The following is a 21,779-nucleotide window of genomic DNA, read 5'->3' on the forward strand; positions in this document are numbered from 1 at the left end:
TCACCTGCGCGTCCTCATGTTCATGTCACCCTCCTCTTGCCGCCTCGTCAACCCGCGTAGATGGGAAACTCTTTATGCTGGCGACACACATCCGGCGCTGGAAGTCGGTGGCCCTGGCGACCGCCACCATCCTGGTGGGCCTCACCGCCCCGGCGCTGACGGCGACCCCGGCCGCCGCCACGACCACCGCGTACGACTCGACGTACTACAAGAACGCGATCGGCAAGACGGGTACGAGCCTCAAGTCGTCCCTGCACACGATCATCAGCGCGAACGTCACGAAGCTGTCGTACTCGGCCCTGTGGGACGCCCTGAAGAAGACCGACCAGGACCCGAACAACAGCAGCAACGTGATCCTGCTGTACTCGGGCATCTCCCGCAGCAAGTCCCTCAACGGCGGGGACAGCGGCGACTGGAACCGCGAGCACGTGTGGGCGATCTCGCACGGCGACCTCACCACCTCCACCGGCCCCGGCACGGACCTGCACCACATCCGGCCCGAGGACGTGGCGGTCAACGGCAAGCGCGGCAACCTCGACTTCGACGAGGGCGGCTCCACCTTCACCAACAGCGGCGGCAGCAAGGTCGACTCGGACTCCTTCGAGCCGCGCGACGCCGTCAAGGGCAACGTGGCCCGCATGATCCTCTACATGGCCGTGCGCTACGAGGGCGACGACGGCTTCGCCAACCTGGAGCCCGACGACAAGGTCGGCAACGGCTCCACCCCGTACATCGGCAAGCTCTCGATCCTCAAGCAGTGGAACGACGAGGACCCGCCGGACTCCTTCGAGGAGAACCGCAACGACGTCATCTACAGCACCTACCAGCACAACCGGAACCCGTTCATCGACCACCCGGAGTGGGTCGACGCGATCTGGTAGGCGCCCTCGGGACCGGTCCTACTACTTCCCCCACAGAGGTGAAGTCGATCTTGGACTCGGGCGTGTCCCGCTGATCGCGCCCGAGCATGGGGAGGCCCCCGGCAGTCACGCCGGGGGCCTCCCCACTCCCTTTTCCGGAGAGTCCCGTGAAGCTTCGCACCTGGTCCCTCGCCGCCGCCCTCGCCCTGACCGCGCTGGTCGTCCCCGCCCAGAGCGCCGCCGCCCACACGGTCGCCGCCCCGTCCTGTCCCGACGGCTCGGTCTGCTTCTGGAGCGGCGAGGGCTTCGGCGGCGACTACTGGGAGTGGACGGCCCGCAGCGGCTACCGCGACATGCCGCCGAACCTCCACGACAACGTCGGCTCCTTCGTCGCCTCCACCCGCGCCTGCTTCGTCAACTGGTCCCCGACCGAGAAGCGCGACGTCTTCAACGGCGACTGGCGCTCCCAGTACCGCGGCGACTTCGGGGGGCGGATCGACGGGGTGGGGGCGGGGGCCTGCTAGTCCTCTAGTCCGGCAGGTGCGTCGGCGCGAACATCCGCAGCAGGGCGGGGAGTACGACGACCGAGGGGCCGGGTTCGGCGAGGGCCTTCGCGAGGTCCGTCTCCAGGGTGTCCGGGGACGTGCGGATCCCCGGGACGCCGAAGGACTCGGCGAGGGCCACGTAGTCGGGGCGGGACAGTTCGGTCGCCGTGGGCTCGCCGAAGGCGTCGGTCATGTACTCGCGGAGGATGCCGTAGCCGCCGTCGTCGACGATCAGCCAGGTGACCGGGAGGTCGTGCTGCCGGGCGGTCGCCAGTTCCGCGACGGAGTAGAGGGCGCCGCCGTCGCCGGAGACCGCGAGCACCGGGCGGGTCGGGTCGGCGGCGGCCGCGCCGAGGGCCGCCGGGAAGCCGTAGCCGAGGCCGCCGGCGCCCTGGGCGGAGTGCATGAGGTTCGGGGCCTGGGCGTCCAACGCCGACCAGGCCCAGTACGCCAGGATCGTCATGTCCCAGAAGGACGGGGAACCGGCGGGCAGGGCGCGGCGGACGGACGCCAGCACCTCCTGTTCCAGGGTGAGTTCCTGGGCGGCGATGCGGTCGGCGACCTTCGCGAGCACGGTTCGCACGCGCTCCGGGGCCGTCGGGTCCGCGCGTTCGGAGACCGTCTCCAGCAGGGCCTGGAGCGCGAGCCGGGCGTCCGCGTGGATGCCGAGCGCCGGGTGGTTGGACTCCAGTTTGCCGAGGTCGGCCTCGATCTGGATCACCCGGCCGCGCGGCTTGAACGTGTAGTAGTTGGAGGAGAGTTCGCCGAGGCCCGAGCCGACGACGAGCAGGACGTCGGCGTCCTCCAGGAAGTCCGTGGTGTGGCGGTCCTCCAGCCAGGACTGGAGGGACAGGGGGTGGTGCCAGGGGAAGGCGCCCTTGCCGCCGAAGGTGGTGACGACCGGGGCGTTCACCTTCTCGGCCAGCTGCCGCAGCTTGCCGGCGGCGTCCGCCCGTACCACCCCGCCGCCCGCGATGACCGCCGGGCGGGCCGCGCGCGACAGCAGGTCGGCGGCCACCGCGGTCAGTTCGGGGCGCGGGGGGAGTTCGTCCGGGGTCGCGTCCGGCGCCGTCACCACGGGCAGCGCGGTCTCCGCGAGGAGCACGTCCTGCGGGATCTCCACCCACACCGGGCCGTGCGGGACGGAGAGGGCCGACTTCCAGGCCGCCGCGAGCGCGGACGGGATCTGCGACTGGGTGCGGACGGTGTGGACCGACTTGACCACGCCCCGGAAGGAGGCCGCCTGGTCCGGGAGTTCGTGCAGGTAGCCGTGGCGTCCGCCGCCCAGGCCCGCGGTGGGGATCTGGCTGCTGATCGCGAGGACGGGCGCGGAGGCGGAGGCCGCCTCGTGCAGCGCGGCGAGCGAGGTCAGCGCGCCGGGGCCGGTGGAGAGGAGCAGCGGGGCCGCCTCGCCGGTGATCCTGCCGTACGCGTCCGCCGCGAAGCCCGCGTTGTTCTCCACCCGCAGGCCGACGTAGCGCAGCGCGGAGCGGCGCAGGGCGTCGAACATGCCGAGGGCGTGCTGGCCGGGCAGGCCGAAGACGGTGGTCGCGCCGAGCCCGGCCAGGGTCTCCACGACCAGGTCTCCGCCGTTGCGGCCGGGGGGAGGGTTGAGCGCGGCCTCCGTCTGGGCGGGCGTCGGACGCAGTACGAGGTCGTGGTCGTGGGTCACTTCGCGCGCGCCTCGGCAATCTGTCGGGTCATGATCGTGGTCAGTTCGTACGCCGTGTGCGAGGCCGCCACCGAGGTGATCTCGGCGTGGTCGTACGCGGGGGCCACCTCGACGACGTCCGCCGAGACGAGGTTGCAGGAGGAGAGTCCGCGCAGGATCTCCAGCAGCTCCCTGGACGTCATACCACCGTCCCTATGGGGGTTGGCCTGCATTGGTCAACTCGCCACAAACCGGGCCAGTTGGAGCCCGGTGACCTCGCGAACGGTCTTCGAGGTCGGGGAACAGCACGAGCTGGTCACCTCGGCAAAGTCGGGTCTTGCCACCCTGTTGGGGCGTGCCCGCTGTCCTGGGTGGGCTCGTGGTTCCGCGCGGTCTGGGGAGGGATGCGGTCTGGCCGGTAGCTCTCCGCGGCCCGATCCTCTGGTCGGGAGCGGTCACACCTGGCCGACGCCGGATCCTGTGTCCCAGGCCGCGCCTGCCGATCGCCACCGCGGCACTGTGGTGCCGGGTGACGATGGTATCGGTCTGCTGCTGGAGCGGGGTCTTCCAGTACTTCTCGCCCCAGATGCTGGTGTATGCGGGGTCGACGGCGATAACGGTCAGGCCCCGGTGATAGGCCATGCCGCGCAGCCGTTCGCGGAAGCGGGCGCTGGGGATGCCTGCGACCGTACGGCGGAAGCGTTTGCCGCGCTGTCCGCGGCCCATGGTCTCTCGGCCGGCGGCACGGGCGTCGGTGAAGCCGAGGTTCTCGATCACGACCGCGGCGCAGCCGTGCTCGTGGGCGATGACGATCAGGCGGCTGATCGCTGCACGGAGGCGGCCGTCCCGTGTGGTCGCGGGGCCGGTCAGGTCGAGCGGAACGGCGTGCGGTTCGCCGACCGGGTTGCCGTGCTCGTCGAGGACGGCGGCGGCGAGGTGGTCGGCGTTGAGGTCGACGCCGAGCAGGCGTGCGCCCGCCGCGCGGATCTCTTGCGGTGTGGGCAGCGGGGTGGTGCCCACGGACCAGGATGCGTCGAGGTACCAGCGGCCGCGGGCGGGGTCATGGACGATGTCGTAGCGCACGGCCCGGTTCGCGGTGACGCGGTCGAGCCACTCCTCACGGCCGTGATGGAAGGTGACGGAGCAGGAGAGCGTGTAGCGGCCGCGGGGGGCGTTGGCCAGATGCCGCAGCGGCTCGGGCAGTACGAGGTTGACGGTGCCGTCGTGCGGATCGACGGTGATGGTGTAGTTCCCGAACGGGGCCGTGGACTCGCCGTCGGCGGTCAGGAACAGACGCGAGGCCTCCCACCGCTGATGCCAATGTTCTTCGGCGAGTCGGACGTCGGCGAGGTTGTGACGGGCCTTCAGCAGCCGTCGGCCGCCGACCGTGATCGCCGGGCGGCCGGAGGCGATGCGCTGCTCCACGGCTTTGAGACGGGTCTTGAGGGTCTGCAGGCGGCACTGCTTGTGAAAGCGCTCGTTCTGGTCGGCGTAGCCGCGTACCTTGCCCACGCGCTTCCCGCACGGCACCGCCAGGCGGCGTTCGATGGCGCGGATGGCTCGGCGCAGCCCGGCGGCCTCGTCGTACAGACAGCGCAGGGAAAGCTGGTACTGGTCCTCCGAGGCGCGGGTCATCGCCCCGGCCCACCGCGAGGACGACACGGCGGTGAGCGCCTTCTTGCGCTCCGCCCGCCGGTTCTGTTTCACCGGCACCTTGCCAAGGCTGACACGCCCAGCGAGGTCGGCCCGCCAGTGACGCCCGAGGTGCTCGCCGACCAGCCGGAGAACCTTCTCGTCGGCCGGGGACAGGCACAGCCGGTCACGGATCCTCGCTCCCGAGGGAGCGGCCACAGTGAAGGGGGCCGTGATCTCGCGCAGTGCCCGCTTCCTGCGCCGGTTCGCCATGATCGCAGCCTCCTTCCGCGTCGGGTTCCTCAGTCGGCAACCCAACCCTACGCGCGTCCGACAATGACCTACAAATCATTCACTCCTGCGGTGGACTTCACCACCTGAGCGAGGGCGCGGGCCTTCGCGGAACGCGGCCCGTACAAGCGCCCCGAGAACGAGGTGACGATCGCGATCAGGTCCCATACCAGATCCCCGTCCTCGGCTCCCTCCAGTTCCTCATCCCCACCCACGATCTCCAGTCGCACACCCCACGACGGCAGCACCACCTCCGCCAGCAGCGCCGTACCGAACCGCGCAAGCCGCTCCTCATGCGTCACCAGCAGCGCCGTCACCACCTCGTCCTGGCACGCCCGCAAAGCCCGGCGGAACCCCTTGCGCTTGTCCGACAGTCCCGAGGCGACGTCGGTGAACACCCCCGCGACCGGACGCTCTCCAGCCTCCCGACGCAGCCGTGTCACCTGCCGGTCCAGATCCCCTTCCGCCCGCTGTCGGTGCGACGACACACGCCCATACAGCACCACCGCACCCGACCGCTGCGGCGCCTGCCCGCGGCGCCGCGACAGCGCATCCAGATCCCCCACGCGGAAGATCCGCCGCCCGCCCGGCGACCGCCGGTCCTCCAGCACCCCCTCCAACGTGTAGCGCCGCAGCGTCCGCGTCGACACGCCCAGCCACTTCGCTGCCTTACCCGCAGAAACCCAGTCATCAGCCTTCTCATTCACAGGAGTGACTGTATGGCCAACTGTGGCCGACAACCGATTCAACGGCTGTCAACTCGCCTCGGACGTCCCGCTGCCGGGGGTGTGCGCGGGATCCAGGCAGTCGATGTCGATCGAGATGCAGAGGGGCGGTCGCCGATGCGCTGTCGCAGCTGCTCGGCCACCTTGTCGGCGCCCCGGCGGTAGACGTCCGCCGAGGTCACGATGCCGAAGCCCATCGTCTCGTCGTCGGTCAGGTCTTGGTTGCCGTACATGGGGACCGCGGGCGCCCGGCCGGTACGAGACACCGGAGTCGAACGGCACGCCCACGACCGCGACATCAGCGATGCCGACCTCGTCGAGGCGGGGCAGCCGTGCGAAGGTCGGGGGGGGCGGCATACCGCGGGATGCGGGAGGAGTCAACGGGGCCGCGGGGCGTCTCGTTGCCGCTCAAGGTACCGCCGCACGAAGCCCAGGCCCACGCCCTCGCCCCCCCTCGCCGAACACCCCGCCCTCACCGAGACCCTGCGCACCTGGCTCTCCCTGCACGGCAGTTGGGACCGTACGGCGGTCGCCCTCGCCGTCCACCGCAACACCGTGCGGCAGCGCATCGCCCGCTCCGCGGAGCTCCTCCGCGCCGAACTCGACGACCCGGACGTGCGGATGGAGCTCTGGTTCGCCCTCCGCCAGGAGTGAGTGACCCACGTCCCAGCGGGCGATACGCAGGGCGAACGCGCAGCGCCCTGCCTCACAATGGAGCCATGCCGATACCCGGGACGCCCAGCCGCGCCGAGCTCGTAGAGCACCTTGTGAAGACCCGTATCGCGGGCGATGTCGCCACCCCCCGCGAGAACAACCTGCTCCACTACCGCAAGCTGGCCAACGGCGAGCGCAACTGGTGGCTGGGACTGGAACTCGGCGACCGCTGGACCGACGAGCAGGACGTGCTGGCCGTGATGGCCGAGCGGGTCGGGGTGAACGACGACCCCGAGTACCGGTACGGCCAGGACACCATCGACCCCGAGCTGACCGTGGACGGCCTGGACCGGCTGGCGGCGCGGCTGCGCAAGGCGGCCGAGGGGCGGCAGCGGGTGCTGTTCGCGACCGGCCACCCCGGCGGCCTGCTGGACGTGCACCGGGCGACCGCGGCGGCGCTGCGCACCGCGGGCTGCGAGATCGTGGTCATCCCGGACGGGCTGCAGACGGACGAGGGGTACGTCATGCAGTTCGCCGACGTCGCCGTCCTCGAACACGGGGCGACGCTGTGGCACACCCACTCCGGGGAACCGATGAAGGCGATCCTGGGCGGCCTGGAGCGCGAGGGGCGGCCACAGCCCGACCTGGTCGTCGCCGACCACGGCTGGGCCGGCTACGCGGCGCAGGTGGGCCTGGACTCCGTCGGGTACGCGGACTGCAACGACCCGGCGCTGTTCCTGGCCGAGTCGGAGGGCACCCTCCAGGTGGCCGTACCGCTGGACGACCACGTGCTCAGCCCGCGCTACTACGACCCGATGACCGCGTACCTGCTGGCCGAGGCGGGGCTGGCCTGACAGACCGATGTGCGGCCCCCCGGAAGCGGGAGCCGCACATCGTGGCCTGGTCCTAGACCCTCAATCCCTGGTCTGGTGTCGCTGGTCGCTCAGAACCCGGGTCCGCTCAGAACCCGAGTCCGCCGAAGCCGAGGCCGCCGAAGCCGCCGATTCCTCCGAACCCGGCGACACCGACGGTGGTGACGGTGGGGACGACCACGACGGGGACGACGGCGACGGTGGCGGGGTAGTACCCGTACCCATAGCCGCCGTAACCGTAGCGGCAGTTGTTGAATCCGCCCCGGTAGCCGCCGCAGCCGCCGAAGCCGCCGCCACCGGTGAGGATGGACTGGTGAGTGGAGGCGGGGACCGCCGAGGCGGTACCCGCGGCGCCGATCGCGGCGCCACCGGCCAGCAGGAGACCGGCGGCGGACATCGCGGCGAGACGCCTCGCGCGCTGTACTCGCATGGGAAATACCTTTCTGCCGGACTTACGTCCGCTACGCGGCACGTCCGCTATGCGGCACATGCATTGTGCGGCATTTCACTCATAGAGCTTAATTCCGGATAAGACGGACGGCACGTCGGGCGGTCACCGCCCGTTATCCCGCGAGCTCACCGGCCCCGAAGCCGGTCTCGCGGCCGGTCCCGGAGTGGGGTCCAGATACACCCGGCCGATCGCGGGGAACGCGGCCCGCAGCCGCTGCTCGGCCCGCTCGCAGGCCCACTCGATCTCGGCCGCCGTCGACACGTCCCGGAAGTCCACCTTGGCCGCGACCAGCGCCTCCTGCGGCCCCTGCACCAGCGTGGTCAGCTCCAGTACGGCCACGATGTGCTCGGACTCCAGCAGCTCCGCCCGGATCCGCTCCCGCACGGGCCTCGGCAACGGCCGCCCGATGAGGAGCTCGGCGTTGGACCGGCCCAGCACCCAGGCGACGTAGAGCAGGAGCAGGCCGATGAGGAGGGAGGCGAGGCCGTCCCAGACGCCGGAGCCGGTGAGCTGGCCGCCGAGCAGGCCGCCGGCCGCGAACACCAGCCCGACGAGCGCGGCCGAGTCCTCCATCACGACGGCCTTCACGGCGGTGTCGGGGGTGTGCCGCAGGTAGAGCTTGAACGGCGCCTTGACACGGGCCGCCTCCCCGCGCGCCTGCCGCAGCCCGGTCCGCAGCGAGAGGCCCTCCAGCACGAAGGCGATGGCCAGCACGATGTACGACACCAGCGGGTCGCCCGGCTTCTCGCCCACGGCCAGGGTGTGGATGCCGTCGTAGAGGGAGAAGACCGCGCCGCCGACGAAGGTGGCGACGGCGGCGAGCATGGCCCAGATGTACCGCTCGGGGCCGTAGCCGAGGGGGTGTTCCTCGTCGGCCGGCTTCTCGCTGCGTTTGAGGGCGGTGAGCAGCAGCAGCTCGGTGACGGTGTCGGCGACCGAGTGCGCCGCCTCGGAGAGCATCGCGCTGGAACCGCTGATGACTCCGGCGACCGCCTTGGCGAGCGCGATCCCGAGATTGGCGACGGCGGCGACGGTCACCGTGAAGGTGCTCTCGCCGCCGCCGTTCCTGGCCTCCGCTTGCGTCACGCCCGTCAGTCTGCCCGAGGGACGCGGACCACACCCTCCTGGATCACGGAAATGGCGAGTGAACCGTCCCGGGTGTAGATCCGGGCCTGGCCCAGTCCTCGGCCGCCGTGCGCGGACGGCGACTCCTGGTCGTAGAGGAGCCACTCGTCGGCGCGGAACGGCCGGTGGAACCACATGGCGTGGTCGAGCGAGGCGCCCACCACGTCCCCGACCGCCCAGCCGCCGCGGCCGTGCGCGAGCAGGACGGAGTCGAGGAGGGTCATGTCGGAGACGTAGGTGGCGAGGACGACGTGCAGCAGGGGGTCGTCGTCGAGCTTGCCGTTGGTGCGGAACCACACCTGGCTGTGCGGCTCGCGCGGCTCGCCGTACTTGCCGAACGGCGGTTCCTCGACGTACCGCAGGTCGATCGCCTCGCGGGCCTCCAGGAACTTCTCGACCACGGCCGAGTCGAGGTGGTCGTAGCCGCGGAAGCGGTCCGCCGAGGTGGGCAGGGTCGCCGGGTCGGGGGCGGCGGGCATCGGGGCCTGGTGGTCGAGGCCCTCCTCGTCCAGCTGGAAGGAGGCCGACAGGGCGAAGATCGGCCGGCCGTGCTGGACGGCGACCGCGCGCCGGGTGGTGAAGGAGCGGCCGTCGCGGATGCGCTCGACGGTGTAGACGATGGGCGCGCCCGGGTCGCCGGGGCGCAGGAAGTACGCGTGCAGCGAGTGGGCGTGCCGGTCCGCCGGGACGGTGCGGCCGGCGGCGACCAGCGCCTGGGCCGCGACCTGCCCGCCGAAGACGCGCGGGACGACGGCGGACCGGGACTGGCCGCGGAAGATGTTCTCCTCGATCTGCTCCAGGTCGAGCAGGTCGAGGAGATCACTTAGTGCCTGGTTCATGGCACCTTTTCTACTGGCGGGTTGTTGCGGTGGCCCTACAGGCCCATGTCCTTCGCGATGATCGTCTTCATGATCTCGCTGGTGCCGCCGTAGATGCGGTTGACGCGGTTGTCCGCGTAGAGGCGGGCGATCGGGTACTCGTTCATGAAGCCGTAGCCGCCGTGCAGCTGGAGGCAGCGGTCGATCACGCGGTGCGCGACCTCGGTGGTGAACAGCTTGGCGCTGGCGGCCTCGGCCGGGGTCAGCTCACCGGCGTCGAGGGCCTCCGTGGCCCGGTCGACGACGGCCTCGGCCGCGTCCACCTCGGCCTGGCAGGCGGCCAGCTCGAACTTGGTGTTCTGGAAGGCGGCGACGGGCTGGCCGAAGACGACGCGCTCCTGCACGTACTGCTTGGCGAACCGGACGGCGGCCTTGGCCTGGGCGTAGGCGCCGAAGGCGATGCCCCAGCGCTCGGAGGCGAGGTTGTGGCCGAGGTAGTAGAAGCCCTTGTTCTCCTCGCCGAGGAGGTCCTCGACGGGGACCTTGACGTCGACGAACGCGAGCTCGGCGGTGTCCGAGGTCTTCAGCCCCAGCTTGTCGAGCTTCCGCCCGACCGAGTAGCCCTCGGCCTTCGTGTCCACCACGAAGAGGGAGATGCCGTGCCGGCGGTCTTCCTTCGTCGGCGCGGAGGTCCGGGCACACACGATCATCCGGTCGGCGTGCACGCCGCCCGTGATGAAGGTCTTGGCGCCGTTGAGGACGTAGTGCGTGCCGTCCTCGCTGAGCTTGGCGGTGGTCTTCATGCCCGCGAGGTCGGAGCCGGTGCCCGGCTCGGTCATCGCGATGGCCCACATCTCCTCGCCGGAGACGAACTTCGGCAGGTACCGCTTCTTCTGCTCGTCGGTGGCGAGCAGCTTTATGTACGGCAGGCCGAGCAGCACGTGCACGCCGGAGCCGCCGAAGGCGACGCCCGCGCGGGCGGTCTCCTCGTACAGGACGGCCTCGAACTTGTAGGAGTCGATGCCGGCGCCGCCGTACTCCTCGTCGACGCGGATGCCGAAGACGCCGAGCTCGGCGAGCTTGTAGTAGAAGTCACGGGGGGCCTGGCCAGCGGCGAACCACTCGTCGTACACCGGTACGACCTCGGCCTCGATGAAGGCGCGGATGGTCTCCCGGAACGCCTCGTGATCCTCGTCGAACAACGTACGGCGCACGGCCGCCACCTCCACGGACTTCGGCATGTCTAAGCGCTTGCTCAGACTCCAAGGTACCGGTGGGTAGGCCGACGGGTCCAGGGTGAAAGCGGGAGCGACGGGCGTAACGCTCGTCACGCCGAAGAGCCGCCGTCGTCCCCCGCCGCCGCGCCGAAGGCGCCCCGGGCCATGCGGTGGAGCAGGACTGCCGTGGCGCCGCGGCCCGGGAGGGAACCCGGTCGGCCCAAGTGGGGGGTGGAGTTCAGGAGGCCGAAGACGGAGTGGACGGCGGAGCGGGCCGCGGGCTCGGGGAGCGCGGGGTAGACGCCGCGGACCACCTCCACCCACAGCTCGACGTACTGCCGCTGGAGCTGCCGCACCAGCTTGCGGTCGCTGTCGCGCAAGCGGTCCAGCTCACGGTCGTGCAGGGTGATCAGTGGACGGTCGTCGAGGGCGAAGTCGATGTGGCCCTCGATGAGGGAGTCCAGGACCGCCGCGGGCCCGGTGCCCCCGTCGGCCTCCGCCAGGCGGCGCTTGGCCCCCGTCAGCAACTGCCCGCTGATCCCCACCAGCAGCTCCGCGAGCATCGCGTCCTTGCCCGCGAAGTGCCGGTAGAGACCGGGCCCGCTGATGCCGACCGCGGCCCCTATCTCGTCCACGCCGACACCGTGGAAGCCGCGCTCGGCGAACAGCCGGGCAGCCTCCTTGAGGATCTGCTCGCGGCGGGTCGGGGCGTCGGTTCTCGTGACCATGAGGCAATTCTAGACAGGGAGGTTAGCGGTCGTTAACCTGAAGGCAATGCGTTAACGCTCATTAACAGGGTGAGGGGATCGCGGCATGGACCAGGCACCGGAGCTGACGAGCGCGGCGGACCCCGCGTCGGAGGCCTTTCGGGCCAACGAGGAGGCGCACCGCGTCCTCGTGGAGGAGCTGCGCGGCAAGCTCGCCGCGGCGGCGCTGGGCGGCGGCGAGAAGGCCCGCGCCCGGCACACCGCGCGCGGGAAGCTGCTGCCCAGGGACCGGGTGGACACCCTGCTCGACCCCGGGTCGCCGTTCCTGGAGCTGGCCCCCCTGGCCGCCGACGGGATGTACGACGGGGCGGCCCCGGCGGCCGGCGTGATCGCCGGGATCGGGCGGGTCAGCGGGCGCGAGTGCGTGATCGTCGCCAACGACGCCACCGTCAAGGGCGGCACGTACTACCCGATGACCGTGAAGAAGCACCTGCGGGCGCAGGAGGTGGCCCTCGACAACCGGCTGCCGTGCGTGTACCTGGTCGACTCCGGCGGCGCCTTCCTGCCCATGCAGGACGAGGTCTTCCCGGACCGCGACCACTTCGGGCGGATCTTCTACAACCAGGCCCGGATGTCGGGGGCGGGCATCCCGCAGGTCGCGGCCGTGCTCGGGTCGTGCACGGCGGGCGGCGCGTACGTCCCGGCGATGAGCGACGAGGCGGTCATCGTCCGGAACCAGGGGACGATCTTCCTCGGCGGGCCCCCGCTCGTGAAGGCGGCCACCGGAGAGGTCGTCACCGCCGAGGAGCTGGGCGGCGGCGAGGTGCACTCCCGGGTCTCCGGGGTCACCGACCACCTGGCCGAGGACGACGCGCACGCGCTGCGCATCGTCCGGAACATCGTCGCCACGCTGCCGGCCCGGCGCTCCCTGCCCTGGGAGGTCACCCCGGTCGTCGAGCCGAAGGCCGACCCCTACGGCCTGTACGGCGCCGTCCCCGTCGACTCCCGCACCCCCTACGACGTCCGCGAGGTCATCGCCCGCGTCGTCGACGGCTCCCGGTTCGCCGAGTTCAAGGCCGAGTTCGGGCAGACCCTGGTCACCGGCTTCGCGCGCATCCACGGCCACCCGGTCGGCATCGTCGCCAACAACGGCATCCTGTTCTCCGAGTCCGCCCAGAAGGGCGCCCACTTCATCGAGCTGTGCGACCAGCGCGGCATCCCGCTGGTGTTCCTGCAGAACATCTCCGGCTTCATGGTCGGCAAGGACTACGAGGCCGGCGGCATCGCCAAGCACGGCGCGAAGATGGTCACGGCGGTGGCCTGCACGCGCGTGCCGAAGCTGACGGTGGTGGTCGGCGGGTCCTACGGCGCCGGGAACTACTCGATGTGCGGCCGGGCCTACTCCCCCCGCTTCCTGTGGATGTGGCCCAACGCCAAGATCTCGGTGATGGGCGGCGAGCAGGCCGCGTCCGTGCTGGCGACCGTCAAGCGGGACCAGATCGAAGCCCGCGGCGAGGACTGGCCGGCCGAGGACGAAGAAGCCTTCAAGGCCCCCGTCCGCGCCCAGTACGAACGCCAGGGCAACGCCTACTACGCGACGGCCCGCCTCTGGGACGACGGGGTCATCGACCCCCTCGACACCCGGCAGGTGCTCGGACTGGCCCTGACGGCCTGTGGCAACGCGCCGCTGGGTGAGCCCCGGTTCGGCGTCTTCCGGATGTGAGGAGGGGACTCGTGTTCGACACCGTACTCGTGGCCAACCGGGGCGAGATCGCCGTCCGGATCATCCGTACGCTGCGGTCGCTGGGCGTCCGCTCGGTGGCCGTGTACTCCGACGCCGACGCGGACGCCCGGCACGTCCGGGAGGCCGACACGGCGGTCCGGATCGGTCCGGCGCCGGCGGGCGAGAGCTATCTGTCCGTGGCGCGGCTGCTGGAGGCGGCCGCGGTCAGCGGTGCCCGGGCGGTCCACCCGGGGTACGGCTTCCTCGCCGAGAACGCGGCCTTCGCGCGGGCCTGCGAGGAGGCCGGGCTGGTCTTCATCGGCCCGCCCGCGGACGCGATCGCGCTGATGGGCGACAAGATCCGGGCCAAGGAGACGGTGGCGGCGGCCGGGGTGCCGGTGGTGCCCGGCGGCCGTGACCCCGAACTGGCCGAAGCGGCCCGCGACCTGGGCGCCCCGGTGCTCCTCAAGCCCTCCGCCGGTGGCGGCGGCAAGGGCATGCGGCTGGTGCGGGACCTGGCCGTCCTGGACGAGGAGATCGCCGCCGCCCGCCGCGAGGCCCGCGCCTCCTTCGGCGACGACACCCTCCTCGTCGAGCGCTGGGTCGACCGTCCCCGGCACATCGAGATCCAGGTCCTGGCCGACGGCCACGGCAACGTCGTCCACCTCGGCGAGCGCGAGTGCTCGCTGCAACGCCGGCACCAGAAGGTGGTCGAGGAGGCGCCCAGCGTGCTCCTCGACGAGGCGACCCGGGTGGCGATGGGCGAGGCCGCCGTGCAGGCGGCGCGCTCGTGCGGGTACGTCGGCGCGGGCACGGTGGAGTTCATCGTGCCGGGCGGCGACCCTTCGTCGTACTACTTCATGGAGATGAACACCCGGCTCCAGGTGGAGCACCCGGTCACCGAACTCGTCACCGGCCTCGACCTGGTGGAGTGGCAGCTGCGGGTCGCGGCGGGCCAGAAGCTGGACTTCGAGCAGGAGGACGTACGGTTCACCGGGCACGCGGTCGAGGCCCGGATCTGCGCCGAGGACCCGGCGCGCGGCTTCCTGCCGACCGGCGGCACGGTGCTGCTGCTGCACGAGCCGTCCGGGGACGGCGTCCGCACCGACTCCGGGCTCAGCGAGGGCACCGAGGTCGGCAGCCTGTACGACCCGATGCTGTCCAAGGTGATCGCGTACGGCCCGGACCGGGAGACCGCGCTCCGGAAGCTGCGCGCGGCCCTCGCGGAGACGGTCACCCTGGGCGTGCAGACCAACGCCGGGTTCCTGCGCCGGCTGCTCGCCCATCCGGCCGTGGTGGCGGGCGAGTTGGACACGGGGCTGGTCGAGCGGGTGGTGGACGGCCTGGTCGCCACGGACGTACCGGACGAGGTGTACGAGGCGGCGGCGGCCGTCCGGCTGGAGGCGCTGAAGCCGGTCGCGGCGGACGGGCGCTGGACGGACCCCTTCTCCGTGCCCAGCGGCTGGCGCCTCGGCGGTACTCCCCGGCCGGCCGGCTTCCACCTGCGGGTGCAGGACCCGGTGGAGTACGTCCCGCGCGGCACGCACTCCGTCGCCGCCGACCGCGTGTCGGTCACCCTGGACGGCGTACGCCACACCTTCCACCGCGCCGCCGACTGGGTCGGCCGGGACGGCGACGCCTGGCAGGTCCGCGACCACGACCCGGTCGCCGCCTCGCTGAGCCGCACCGCGCACGCGGGCGCCGACTCGCTCACCGCGCCCATGCCCGGCACGGTGACCGTCGTGAAGGTCGCCGTCGGGGACGAGGTCGCCGCGGGGCAGAGCCTGCTGGTGGTGGAGGCGATGAAGATGGAGCACGTCATCTCCGCCCCGCACGCCGGCACGGTCGCCGAACTCGACGTGAAGCCCGGTGCCACGGTCGCCATGGACCAGGTGCTGGCCGTGATCGCCCCGCACGAGGAGGAGACGGCATGACCACCCCGGAGAGCGCCCTCCCCATGGTCGTACCGGCCACCGATCTGCCCGCCCGGGTCCGGATCCACGAGGTCGGCGCCCGCGACGGCCTGCAGAACGAGAAGACGGCCGTACCGACGTCGGTGAAGGCCGAGTTCGTCCACCGGCTGGCCGACGCGGGTCTGCGGACGATCGAGGCGACCAGCTTCGTGCACCCGAAGTGGGTGCCCCAACTGGCGGACGCGGAGGAGCTGTTCCCGCAGCTCGCCGATCTCCCGGGGGTCGCCCTCCCCGTCCTCGTCCCCAACCAGCGCGGCCTGGACCGGGCCCTGGCCCTCGGCGCCCGCCGGGTCGCCGTCTTCGCGAGCGCCACCGAGTCCTTCGCGAAGGCCAACCTCAACCGCTCGCTCGACGAGTCCCTGGCCGTCTTCGACCCGGTCGTCCGGCAGGCCAAGGACGCGGACGTGCACGTGCGCGGCTACGTCTCGATGTGCTTCGGCGACCCCTGGGAGGGCGCCGTCCCGTTCCACCAGGTGGTCCGGGTCTGCAAGGCGCTGCGCGACATGGGCTGCGACGAGCTGAGCCTGGGCGACACGATCGGCGTCGCGACCCCCGGCCACGTCCTCGAACTGCTCTCCCTGCTCAACGAGGAGGGCGTGCCGACGAACGTCGTCGGCGTGCACTTCCACGACACCTACGGCCAGGCGCTCGCCAACACCTACGCGGCCCTGGAACACGGCGTGACGACGATCGACGCGTCCGCCGGCGGGCTCGGCGGCTGCCCGTACGCCAAGTCCGCCACCGGCAACCTCGCCACCGAGGACCTGGTCTGGATGCTCCAGGGCCTCGGCATCGAGACCGGAGTAGACCTCGGCAGACTCACCGCCACCAGCGTGTGGATGGCCGAACAACTGGGCCGACCCAGCCCGTCCCGCACCGTCCGCGCCCTCTCCCACCAGGAGTGACGACCATGGACCACCGCCTCTCCCCCGAACTGGAAGAACTCCGCCGTACGGTGGAGGAGTTCGCGCACGACGTCGTGGCGCCGAAGATCGGCGACTTCTACGAGCGGCACGAGTTCCCCTACGAGATCGTCCGCGAGATGGGCCGCATGGGCCTGTTCGGGCTGCCGTTCCCCGAGGAGTACGGCGGCATGGGCGGCGACTATCTCGCCCTCGGCATCGCCCTGGAGGAGCTGGCCCGCGTCGACTCGTCGGTGGCGATCACCCTGGAGGCAGGGGTGTCGCTGGGCGCCATGCCGATCCACCTCTTCGGCACCGAGGAGCAGAAGCGGGAGTGGCTGCCGAGGCTCTGCGCCGGGGAGCTCCTGGGCGCCTTCGGCCTCACCGAGCCGGACGGCGGCAGCGACGCGGGCGCCACCCGCACCACGGCCCGCCTCGACCCCGCCACCGGCGAGTGGGTGATCAACGGCAGCAAGTGCTTCATCACCAACTCGGGCACGGACATCACGGGGTTGGTGACGGTCACCGCGGTCACCGGCCGCAAGCCGGACGGCAAGCCGCTGATCTCCTCGATCATCGTCCCCTCCGGCACCCCCGGCTTCACGGTCGCCGCCCCCTACTCCAAGGTCGGCTGGAACGCCTCCGACACCCGCGAGCTGTCCTTCGCGGACGTCCGCGTCCCGGCGGCGAACCTGCTCGGCGAGGAGGGCCGCGGCTACGCCCAGTTCCTCCGCATCCTGGACGAGGGCCGCATCGCCATCGCGGCCCTCGCCACCGGCCTGGCCCAGGGCTGCGTGGACGAGTCGGTGAAGTACGCGAAGGAGCGGCACGCCTTCGGCAGGCCCATCGGCGCCAACCAGGCCATCCAGTTCAAGATCGCCGACATGGAGATGAAGGCCCACACGGCCCGCCTGGCCTGGCGCGACGCGGCGAGCCGCCTGGTCGCGGGCGAACCCTTCAAGAAGGAGGCGGCCCTCGCCAAGCTCTACTCCTCCACCGTCGCCGTCGACAACGCCCGCGACGCCACCCAGGTGCACGGCGGCTACGGCTTCATGAACGAGTACCCGGTGGCCCGGATGTGGCGGGACTCCAAGATCCTGGAGATCGGCGAGGGCACCAGCGAGGTCCAGCGGATGCTGATCGCGCGGGAGTTGGGGCTGGCGGGCTGAGCCGGGAGGCCGGGCGAGTTGACCCAGTGGTTGCACGAGCGAAGGACCCGTTTGGGGCTTCCATGACGGTGCGTTGAATCTGCTGTGCTGTCCTGTTTCGGTGACTTTCCGGGGGAGGACAGCACGTGATAGTGACGATGCGCAGTGAGGATCTGCCTGCTGCCGACCGGTTCCCGTGGTGGTGCGAGCAGATGGCCCAGGACATCGTGCCGTCGGCGGTCAGCAGCCCGCACGCCGACGACTTCCGGTCCGTGGTGACGGTGGCGGAGCTGGGCCCGGTCCTGCTGACGGCGCTGGACTACCCCGAGATGCGCTCCGTGCGCTCCTCGGCCCTGGTGCGCCGCTCGGACCCCGAGCGGTACGGGCTCAGCGTCGTCATGGCCAACGAGCTGTGCTTCGCCCAGGGCGACAACGCGGCCCGGCTGGCCCCGGGCCAGCTGCTGCTCCACGACACCTCCCAGCCCTTCGACACCCACGCCCTGCCCGGCGCGGCCCGCGGGGAGATGGTGATGCTGCAACTGCCCAAGACCGCGCTGCCGTTACGCCCGGAGCGGCTGAACCCGCTGCTCGCGCGGGGCATGTCCGGCGCCACCGGGATGAGCGCCGTCTTCGCCCGCTACCTCGTCGGCGTCGCCGGGGCCGTCGGGCGCCGCGAGGTCGGCGAGCGCGAGGTCCGGCGGCTCGGCGAGGTGGCCCTCGACCTGGCCGCCGCGACCCTGGCCTCGTACCTCGACGCCGAGGACCGGCTGCCCCCGGAGACCCGGCGCCAGGCGCTGCTCGCCCGGATCGAGGCGTTCGTCGAACTCAACCTCCCGGACCCGGAGCTGACGCCCGCCGTGATCGCCGCCCACCACCACATATCGCTCGGCTATCTGCACCGGCTCTTCCGGCATCGCGAACTCACCGTCGCCGCCTGGATACGCCACCTGCGCCTGGAGCGCGCCCGGGCCGACCTCGCCGACCCGCGGCTGTGCCACCACCCGGTCCACGTCGTCGGCGCCCGCTGGGGTTTCCGGCACGGCGCCGACTTCAGCCGCGCCTTCCGTACCGCGCACGGCGTGCCGCCGGGCGACTACCGCCGCCGGGCCCTGACGGCGGTCGGTACGGCGGTGGACGCAGTGTCAATGAACGGGTGACGCTGCGCCAACGACGTCACCCCCTGCGCACTGACACCGTGAGCGACAGGTTCACGAACAGGAGTGCAGGATGAGTACTACCGCGCAGGCAACGACGGCACAGGTCCGGCAGGCGATGGTGAGCAACTGTCTCTGGGGGGTTCAGCACAACGCGGACATCCACTACTCGCAGGCCCGGCCGATGCCCATCGGCATAGCCGTGCACGCGCTGCCCTTCTCCACCGACTGCTCGGGCTTCGCCACGCTCATGGCGAAGTGGAGCGGAGCCGGTGACCCGAACGGCTCCGGGTTCAACGGGCAGGGCTACACCGGCACGATGCTCGACCACTGCGAGCACATCACCGCCGCCGAGACCCAGCCCGGCGACTTCGTGGTCTTCGGCGCGGGCACCGGTACGCACGTCGTCGTCCTCGTCGAGAGCGCGGCCAACGGCCTCGGCGCGCTGTGCGTGTCCCACGGCCAGGAGGCCGACCCGATCCGCACCACCCTGGCGGACGAGGCGAACTCGCACAGCGGCGAGCCCCTCACCTATCTCCGGTTGCCCGGCGGCGGCAGCGGCTCGCCGACCCCGCCGTCCTCGAACCACAACCCGTACTGCCCGCTCACCGTGGACGGCGGGTTCGGGCCGCTGACCACCAAGGCGCTCCAGTGGGTGCTGGGCGTGACCCAGGACGGCCAGTTCGGGCCGAACACCAAGAAGGCTCTCCAGAGCCACCTGCATGTGCCCGTGGACGGCCAGATCGGCCCCCAGACGATCAAGGCCCTCCAGGCGCACGTCGGGGTCGCCCAGGACGGGCAGTGGGGGAAGCTGACCACCGAAGGACTGCAACGGGCGCTCAACGCGGGCCGCTTCTGAGGGTACGGACCGCTCGCTCGCCGGCGTTTCGGCGCCTCTGAGCTCGTAGACTCACGGCGTGGCATTCACGAGCACCCCGCACCACTGCTTCCTGTAGACGGAAGACACCGAGGGTGACGCCGGTCGGCGTCGCCCTCCTCGGTGTGCCTGCGTGAACCACGTCTCCGTCACTGCCCGTTCCGCTCCACGGCAGCGGCTCTCCGAATGCGCACGCAGGCACGGTCCCTTCCCGCCACCGTTGCCAGGAGTGCCTCGTGCCCGTGCCGCTTCCCCCTGCCCTCGAACTCGCCCTCGACCTGCTCCGCTGCCCGGCGGGGCCCCGACCTGGACAAGATCTGAGGTTAGGCTAACCTAATCTCCATCCCGTCCGGCGGTGTTCCCGCACGTCCGAAAGCAGCCACACCTATGTCCAACGTCAGAGCAGCCCACCCCACCCGCCGTGGCATCCTCGCCGCGGGCGGCGCCCTCGGCCTCGGCGCCGCGCTCGCGGCCTGCGGTGACGACGACGCGAAAAGCGGCTCCTCGGACAAGGCGACGACGGCCGCCGAGTCCGGTCCCTGGACGTTCAAGGACGACCGCGGCACGACCGTGAAGCTGGACAAGGCCCCGGCGAACATCGTCGCGTTCGTGGGTGTCGCCGCCGCGCTGTACGACTACGGCATCAGCGTCAAGGGCGTCTTCGGCCCGACGAGGACCAAGGCCGGCAAGGCCGACGTCCAGGCCGGCGACATGGACATCAGCAAGCTGACGATCCTCGGCAACGAGTGGGGCCAGTTCAACGTCGAGAAGTACGCGGCGCTCGCCCCCGACGTCCTCATCACCACGATGTTCGACGGCGCCGGCACCCTCTGGTACGTCCCGGAGGAGTCCAAGGACAAGATCGCCAAGCTCGCCCCGAGCGTCGGCATCTCGGCCTACGACCGCCAGCTGACCACCCCGCTCCAGCACGTCTGGGCCCTCGCGGAGTCGCTCGGCGCGGACATGACGGCCAGTAAGGTCACCGACGCCAAGAAGCGGTTCGAGGACGCGTCCTCCCGGCTGCGCGCCGCCGCCAAGGCACACCCCGACATCAAGGTGCTGGCCGGCTCGGCCGCTCAGGACCTGTTCTACGTCTCCGGCTCCAACCTCTCCGTGGACCTGGAGTACTTCAAGGCCCTCGGCGTGAACTTCGTCGAGCCGTCGGCATCCGTGCTGAAGAAGAGCGGCGGCTGGTACGAGTCGCTGAGCTGGGAGAACGTCGACAAGTACCAGGCCGACATCATCATGATGGACGACCGTACGGCGACCATCCAGCCCGCCGACATCACCCAGGCCACCTGGAAGAAGCTCCCCGCGGTCAAGGCCGGCCAGGTCATCGCCCGCTCTCCCGAGCCGATCTTCTCCTACGACAAGTGCGTCGCGACGGTGGAGAACCTCGCGAAGGCCCTGGAGACGGCCAAGAAGGTCAGCTGACCCGCAAGCAGCAGCACGCCCATACAAATTCCTGAGTCTCAGGAGCACATATGACGACGGCCGTAGCCGCCCCGTTCCGTTTCTTCTCCCTCCAGGTCGTACGGACGAGGCGGCTCGGTCCGTCTCTGGTCCGGGTCACCTTCGCCGGCGCCGACCTGGCGCACTTCCACTCCCACGGACGCGACCAGTCGCTCTCCCTGTTCCTCCCGGCCGAGGGGCACACCGAGCCCGCCGTGCCGATCGAACTGGGATGGGGGTCCCCCCGCTCGAGCGAAGCCGAGAGTGGGGGAGGCTGGTGGCAGGGCTGGCGCGAACTCCCGGACGACGTACGGGCCGTGATGCGCTCGTACACGCTGCGGGAACTGCGCCGCGACCCCGACGAGATCGACATCGACTTCGTGCTGCACGGGGTCGAGCCGGGCGCCGCCACCCCGGCCGGGCCCGCCTCCCGCTGGGCTTCGCGGGCGGGCGCCGGGGACCGGGTGGTCCTGCTCGGCCCGGCGGTCGCCGACAACCGGGCGATCCGCTTCCGGCCGCCCGCGGACACCGACCTCGTACTGATCTGGGGTGACGAGACCGCCGTACCGGCCGCGACCGCCGTCCTCGAATCGCTGCCCGCCGGGACCCGGGTGCGCGCCTGGCTGGAGGTGCCGTGCGCCGGGGACGTCCAGGACGTGGCGACGGAGGCGGACGCGGAGATCACCTGGCTGGTGGGCGGACGCGACGCCGCGACGGAGATCCGGACCGCGCAACTCCCCTCCCACGCCTACCCGTATGCCTGGATCGCCGGGGAGTCGGGGCGGGTGAAGGAGCTGCGCCGGCACCTCGTCGGGGAGCGCGGGCTCGACCGGCGCCGGGTCACCTTCGTCGGGTACTGGCGGCAGGGGCTGACGGAGGAACAGCTCCGGGCGGCCGGCGAGTAGTTACGCCCGCCGACCCGTCGACGTGACGGCTGTCACGGGAGGGGCAGCGTTTCATCCGCGTTACTTAGGTTAGGCTAACCTAAGTGGAGCCGATCGC

Annotated in this window: 19 protein-coding genes and 3 pseudogenes; 12 read left to right on the forward strand and 10 right to left on the reverse strand. The window is 71.3% G+C overall.

Annotated features, from left to right (window positions below):
- Positions 1-74: 74 nt before the first annotated feature.
- Entirely contained in the window at positions 75-881 is an 807-nt protein-coding gene (locus tag ACGF5O_RS06335; RefSeq protein ID WP_393808748.1) for an endonuclease I family protein, read from the forward strand.
- Positions 882-1,027: 146 nt separating this feature from the next.
- Entirely contained in the window at positions 1,028-1,384 is a 357-nt protein-coding gene (locus ACGF5O_RS06340) for a peptidase inhibitor family I36 protein (protein ID WP_393808749.1), read from the forward strand.
- A gap of 4 nt (positions 1,385-1,388) precedes the next feature.
- Here the strand turns inward: ACGF5O_RS06340 and ACGF5O_RS06345 are convergent, their stop codons facing one another.
- From ACGF5O_RS06345 to ACGF5O_RS06365, 5 genes and pseudogenes are all read right to left on the reverse strand, one after another.
- A complete protein-coding gene (locus tag ACGF5O_RS06345; protein WP_393808750.1) occupies positions 1,389-3,077 on the reverse strand; it encodes a thiamine pyrophosphate-binding protein in 1,689 nt (562 codons plus the stop codon).
- Positions 3,074-3,265 (reverse strand): annotated as a pseudogene (locus ACGF5O_RS06350) (arginase family protein); the annotation flags it as partial. The gene ACGF5O_RS06345 and the pseudogene ACGF5O_RS06350, both read right to left, overlap by 4 nt.
- 4 nt (positions 3,266-3,269) lie before the next feature.
- A complete protein-coding gene (locus ACGF5O_RS06355) occupies positions 3,270-4,961 on the reverse strand; it encodes a hypothetical protein (protein ID WP_393808751.1) in 1,692 nt (563 codons plus the stop codon).
- Between the two features lie 68 nt (positions 4,962-5,029).
- A complete protein-coding gene (locus tag ACGF5O_RS06360; protein ID WP_393808752.1) occupies positions 5,030-5,686 on the reverse strand; it encodes an IS607 family transposase in 657 nt (218 codons plus the stop codon).
- Positions 5,687-5,740: 54 nt separating this feature from the next.
- Positions 5,741-6,116: pseudogene (locus tag ACGF5O_RS06365) on the reverse strand (arginase family protein); the annotation flags it as partial.
- A 4-nt stretch (positions 6,117-6,120) separates the two neighbouring features.
- On the opposite strand from ACGF5O_RS06365, the pseudogene ACGF5O_RS06370 reads away from it, so the two are divergent.
- Both ACGF5O_RS06370 and ACGF5O_RS06375 read left to right on the forward strand, forming a co-directional pair.
- Positions 6,121-6,358, forward strand: a pseudogene (locus ACGF5O_RS06370) (helix-turn-helix domain-containing protein); the annotation flags it as partial.
- A 65-nt stretch (positions 6,359-6,423) separates the two neighbouring features.
- Positions 6,424-7,212, forward strand: a complete 789-nt coding sequence (locus ACGF5O_RS06375) for a phosphatase (RefSeq protein WP_393808753.1) — start codon at positions 6,424-6,426, stop codon at positions 7,210-7,212.
- A gap of 106 nt (positions 7,213-7,318) precedes the next feature.
- Here the strand turns inward: ACGF5O_RS06375 and ACGF5O_RS06380 are convergent, their stop codons facing one another.
- The 5 genes from ACGF5O_RS06380 to ACGF5O_RS06400 all read right to left on the reverse strand — a co-directional run bounded on the left by ACGF5O_RS06380 (position 7,319) and on the right by ACGF5O_RS06400 (position 11,569).
- Complete coding sequence (locus ACGF5O_RS06380; protein ID WP_393808754.1) at positions 7,319-7,660, reverse strand: hypothetical protein; 342 nt, start codon at positions 7,658-7,660, stop codon at positions 7,319-7,321.
- 123 nt (positions 7,661-7,783) lie between these two features.
- On the reverse strand, positions 7,784-8,776 hold the full coding sequence (locus ACGF5O_RS06385) for a cation diffusion facilitator family transporter (RefSeq protein WP_393808981.1): 993 nt from the start codon (positions 8,774-8,776) through the stop codon (positions 7,784-7,786).
- A complete protein-coding gene (locus ACGF5O_RS06390; RefSeq protein WP_393808755.1) occupies positions 8,773-9,645 on the reverse strand; it encodes an acyl-CoA thioesterase in 873 nt (290 codons plus the stop codon). The genes ACGF5O_RS06385 and ACGF5O_RS06390 overlap by 4 nt, the downstream gene beginning before the upstream one ends.
- Positions 9,646-9,680: 35 nt before the next feature.
- Positions 9,681-10,838 carry an acyl-CoA dehydrogenase family protein gene (locus ACGF5O_RS06395; RefSeq protein WP_294005894.1) on the reverse strand — a complete coding sequence of 386 codons (1,158 nt, stop codon included), beginning with the start codon at positions 10,836-10,838 and terminating at the stop codon, positions 9,681-9,683.
- A 113-nt stretch (positions 10,839-10,951) separates the two neighbouring features.
- Positions 10,952-11,569 carry a TetR/AcrR family transcriptional regulator gene (locus ACGF5O_RS06400; protein WP_393808756.1) on the reverse strand — a complete coding sequence of 206 codons (618 nt, stop codon included), beginning with the start codon at positions 11,567-11,569 and terminating at the stop codon, positions 10,952-10,954.
- An 85-nt stretch (positions 11,570-11,654) separates the two neighbouring features.
- Between ACGF5O_RS06400 and ACGF5O_RS06405 the strand changes: the two genes are divergently transcribed.
- From ACGF5O_RS06405 to ACGF5O_RS06440, 8 genes are all read left to right on the forward strand, one after another.
- Positions 11,655-13,271, forward strand: a complete 1,617-nt coding sequence (locus ACGF5O_RS06405) for a carboxyl transferase domain-containing protein (protein WP_393808757.1) — start codon at positions 11,655-11,657, stop codon at positions 13,269-13,271.
- 11 nt (positions 13,272-13,282) lie between these two features.
- Positions 13,283-15,205: an acetyl/propionyl/methylcrotonyl-CoA carboxylase subunit alpha gene (locus ACGF5O_RS06410; protein ID WP_393808758.1), complete on the forward strand. Its 1,923-nt coding sequence runs from the start codon at positions 13,283-13,285 to the stop codon at positions 15,203-15,205.
- Entirely contained in the window at positions 15,202-16,149 is a 948-nt protein-coding gene (locus ACGF5O_RS06415; protein ID WP_393808759.1) for a hydroxymethylglutaryl-CoA lyase, read from the forward strand. The genes ACGF5O_RS06410 and ACGF5O_RS06415 overlap by 4 nt, the downstream gene beginning before the upstream one ends.
- 5 nt (positions 16,150-16,154) lie before the next feature.
- Complete coding sequence (locus tag ACGF5O_RS06420) at positions 16,155-17,315, forward strand: acyl-CoA dehydrogenase family protein (protein WP_362651497.1); 1,161 nt, start codon at positions 16,155-16,157, stop codon at positions 17,313-17,315.
- A 137-nt stretch (positions 17,316-17,452) separates the two neighbouring features.
- Positions 17,453-18,451 (forward strand): helix-turn-helix domain-containing protein, encoded by a 999-nt coding sequence (locus ACGF5O_RS06425; RefSeq protein WP_393808982.1) that lies wholly within the window; start codon positions 17,453-17,455, stop codon positions 18,449-18,451.
- Positions 18,452-18,521: 70 nt separating this feature from the next.
- A complete protein-coding gene (locus ACGF5O_RS06430) occupies positions 18,522-19,307 on the forward strand; it encodes a peptidoglycan-binding protein (RefSeq protein ID WP_393808760.1) in 786 nt (261 codons plus the stop codon).
- 405 nt (positions 19,308-19,712) lie between these two features.
- Complete coding sequence (locus tag ACGF5O_RS06435) at positions 19,713-20,759, forward strand: ABC transporter substrate-binding protein (RefSeq protein ID WP_393808761.1); 1,047 nt, start codon at positions 19,713-19,715, stop codon at positions 20,757-20,759.
- A gap of 50 nt (positions 20,760-20,809) precedes the next feature.
- The gene (locus tag ACGF5O_RS06440; RefSeq protein WP_393808762.1) at positions 20,810-21,682 is read left to right on the forward strand and encodes a siderophore-interacting protein; all 873 of its coding nucleotides are present in this window, start codon (positions 20,810-20,812) and stop codon (positions 21,680-21,682) included.
- The last annotated feature ends 97 nt before the right edge of the window (positions 21,683-21,779 follow it).

Source organism: Streptomyces sp. NPDC048291 (assembly GCF_043201715.1).
Classification (GTDB): domain Bacteria; phylum Actinomycetota; class Actinomycetes; order Streptomycetales; family Streptomycetaceae; genus Streptomyces.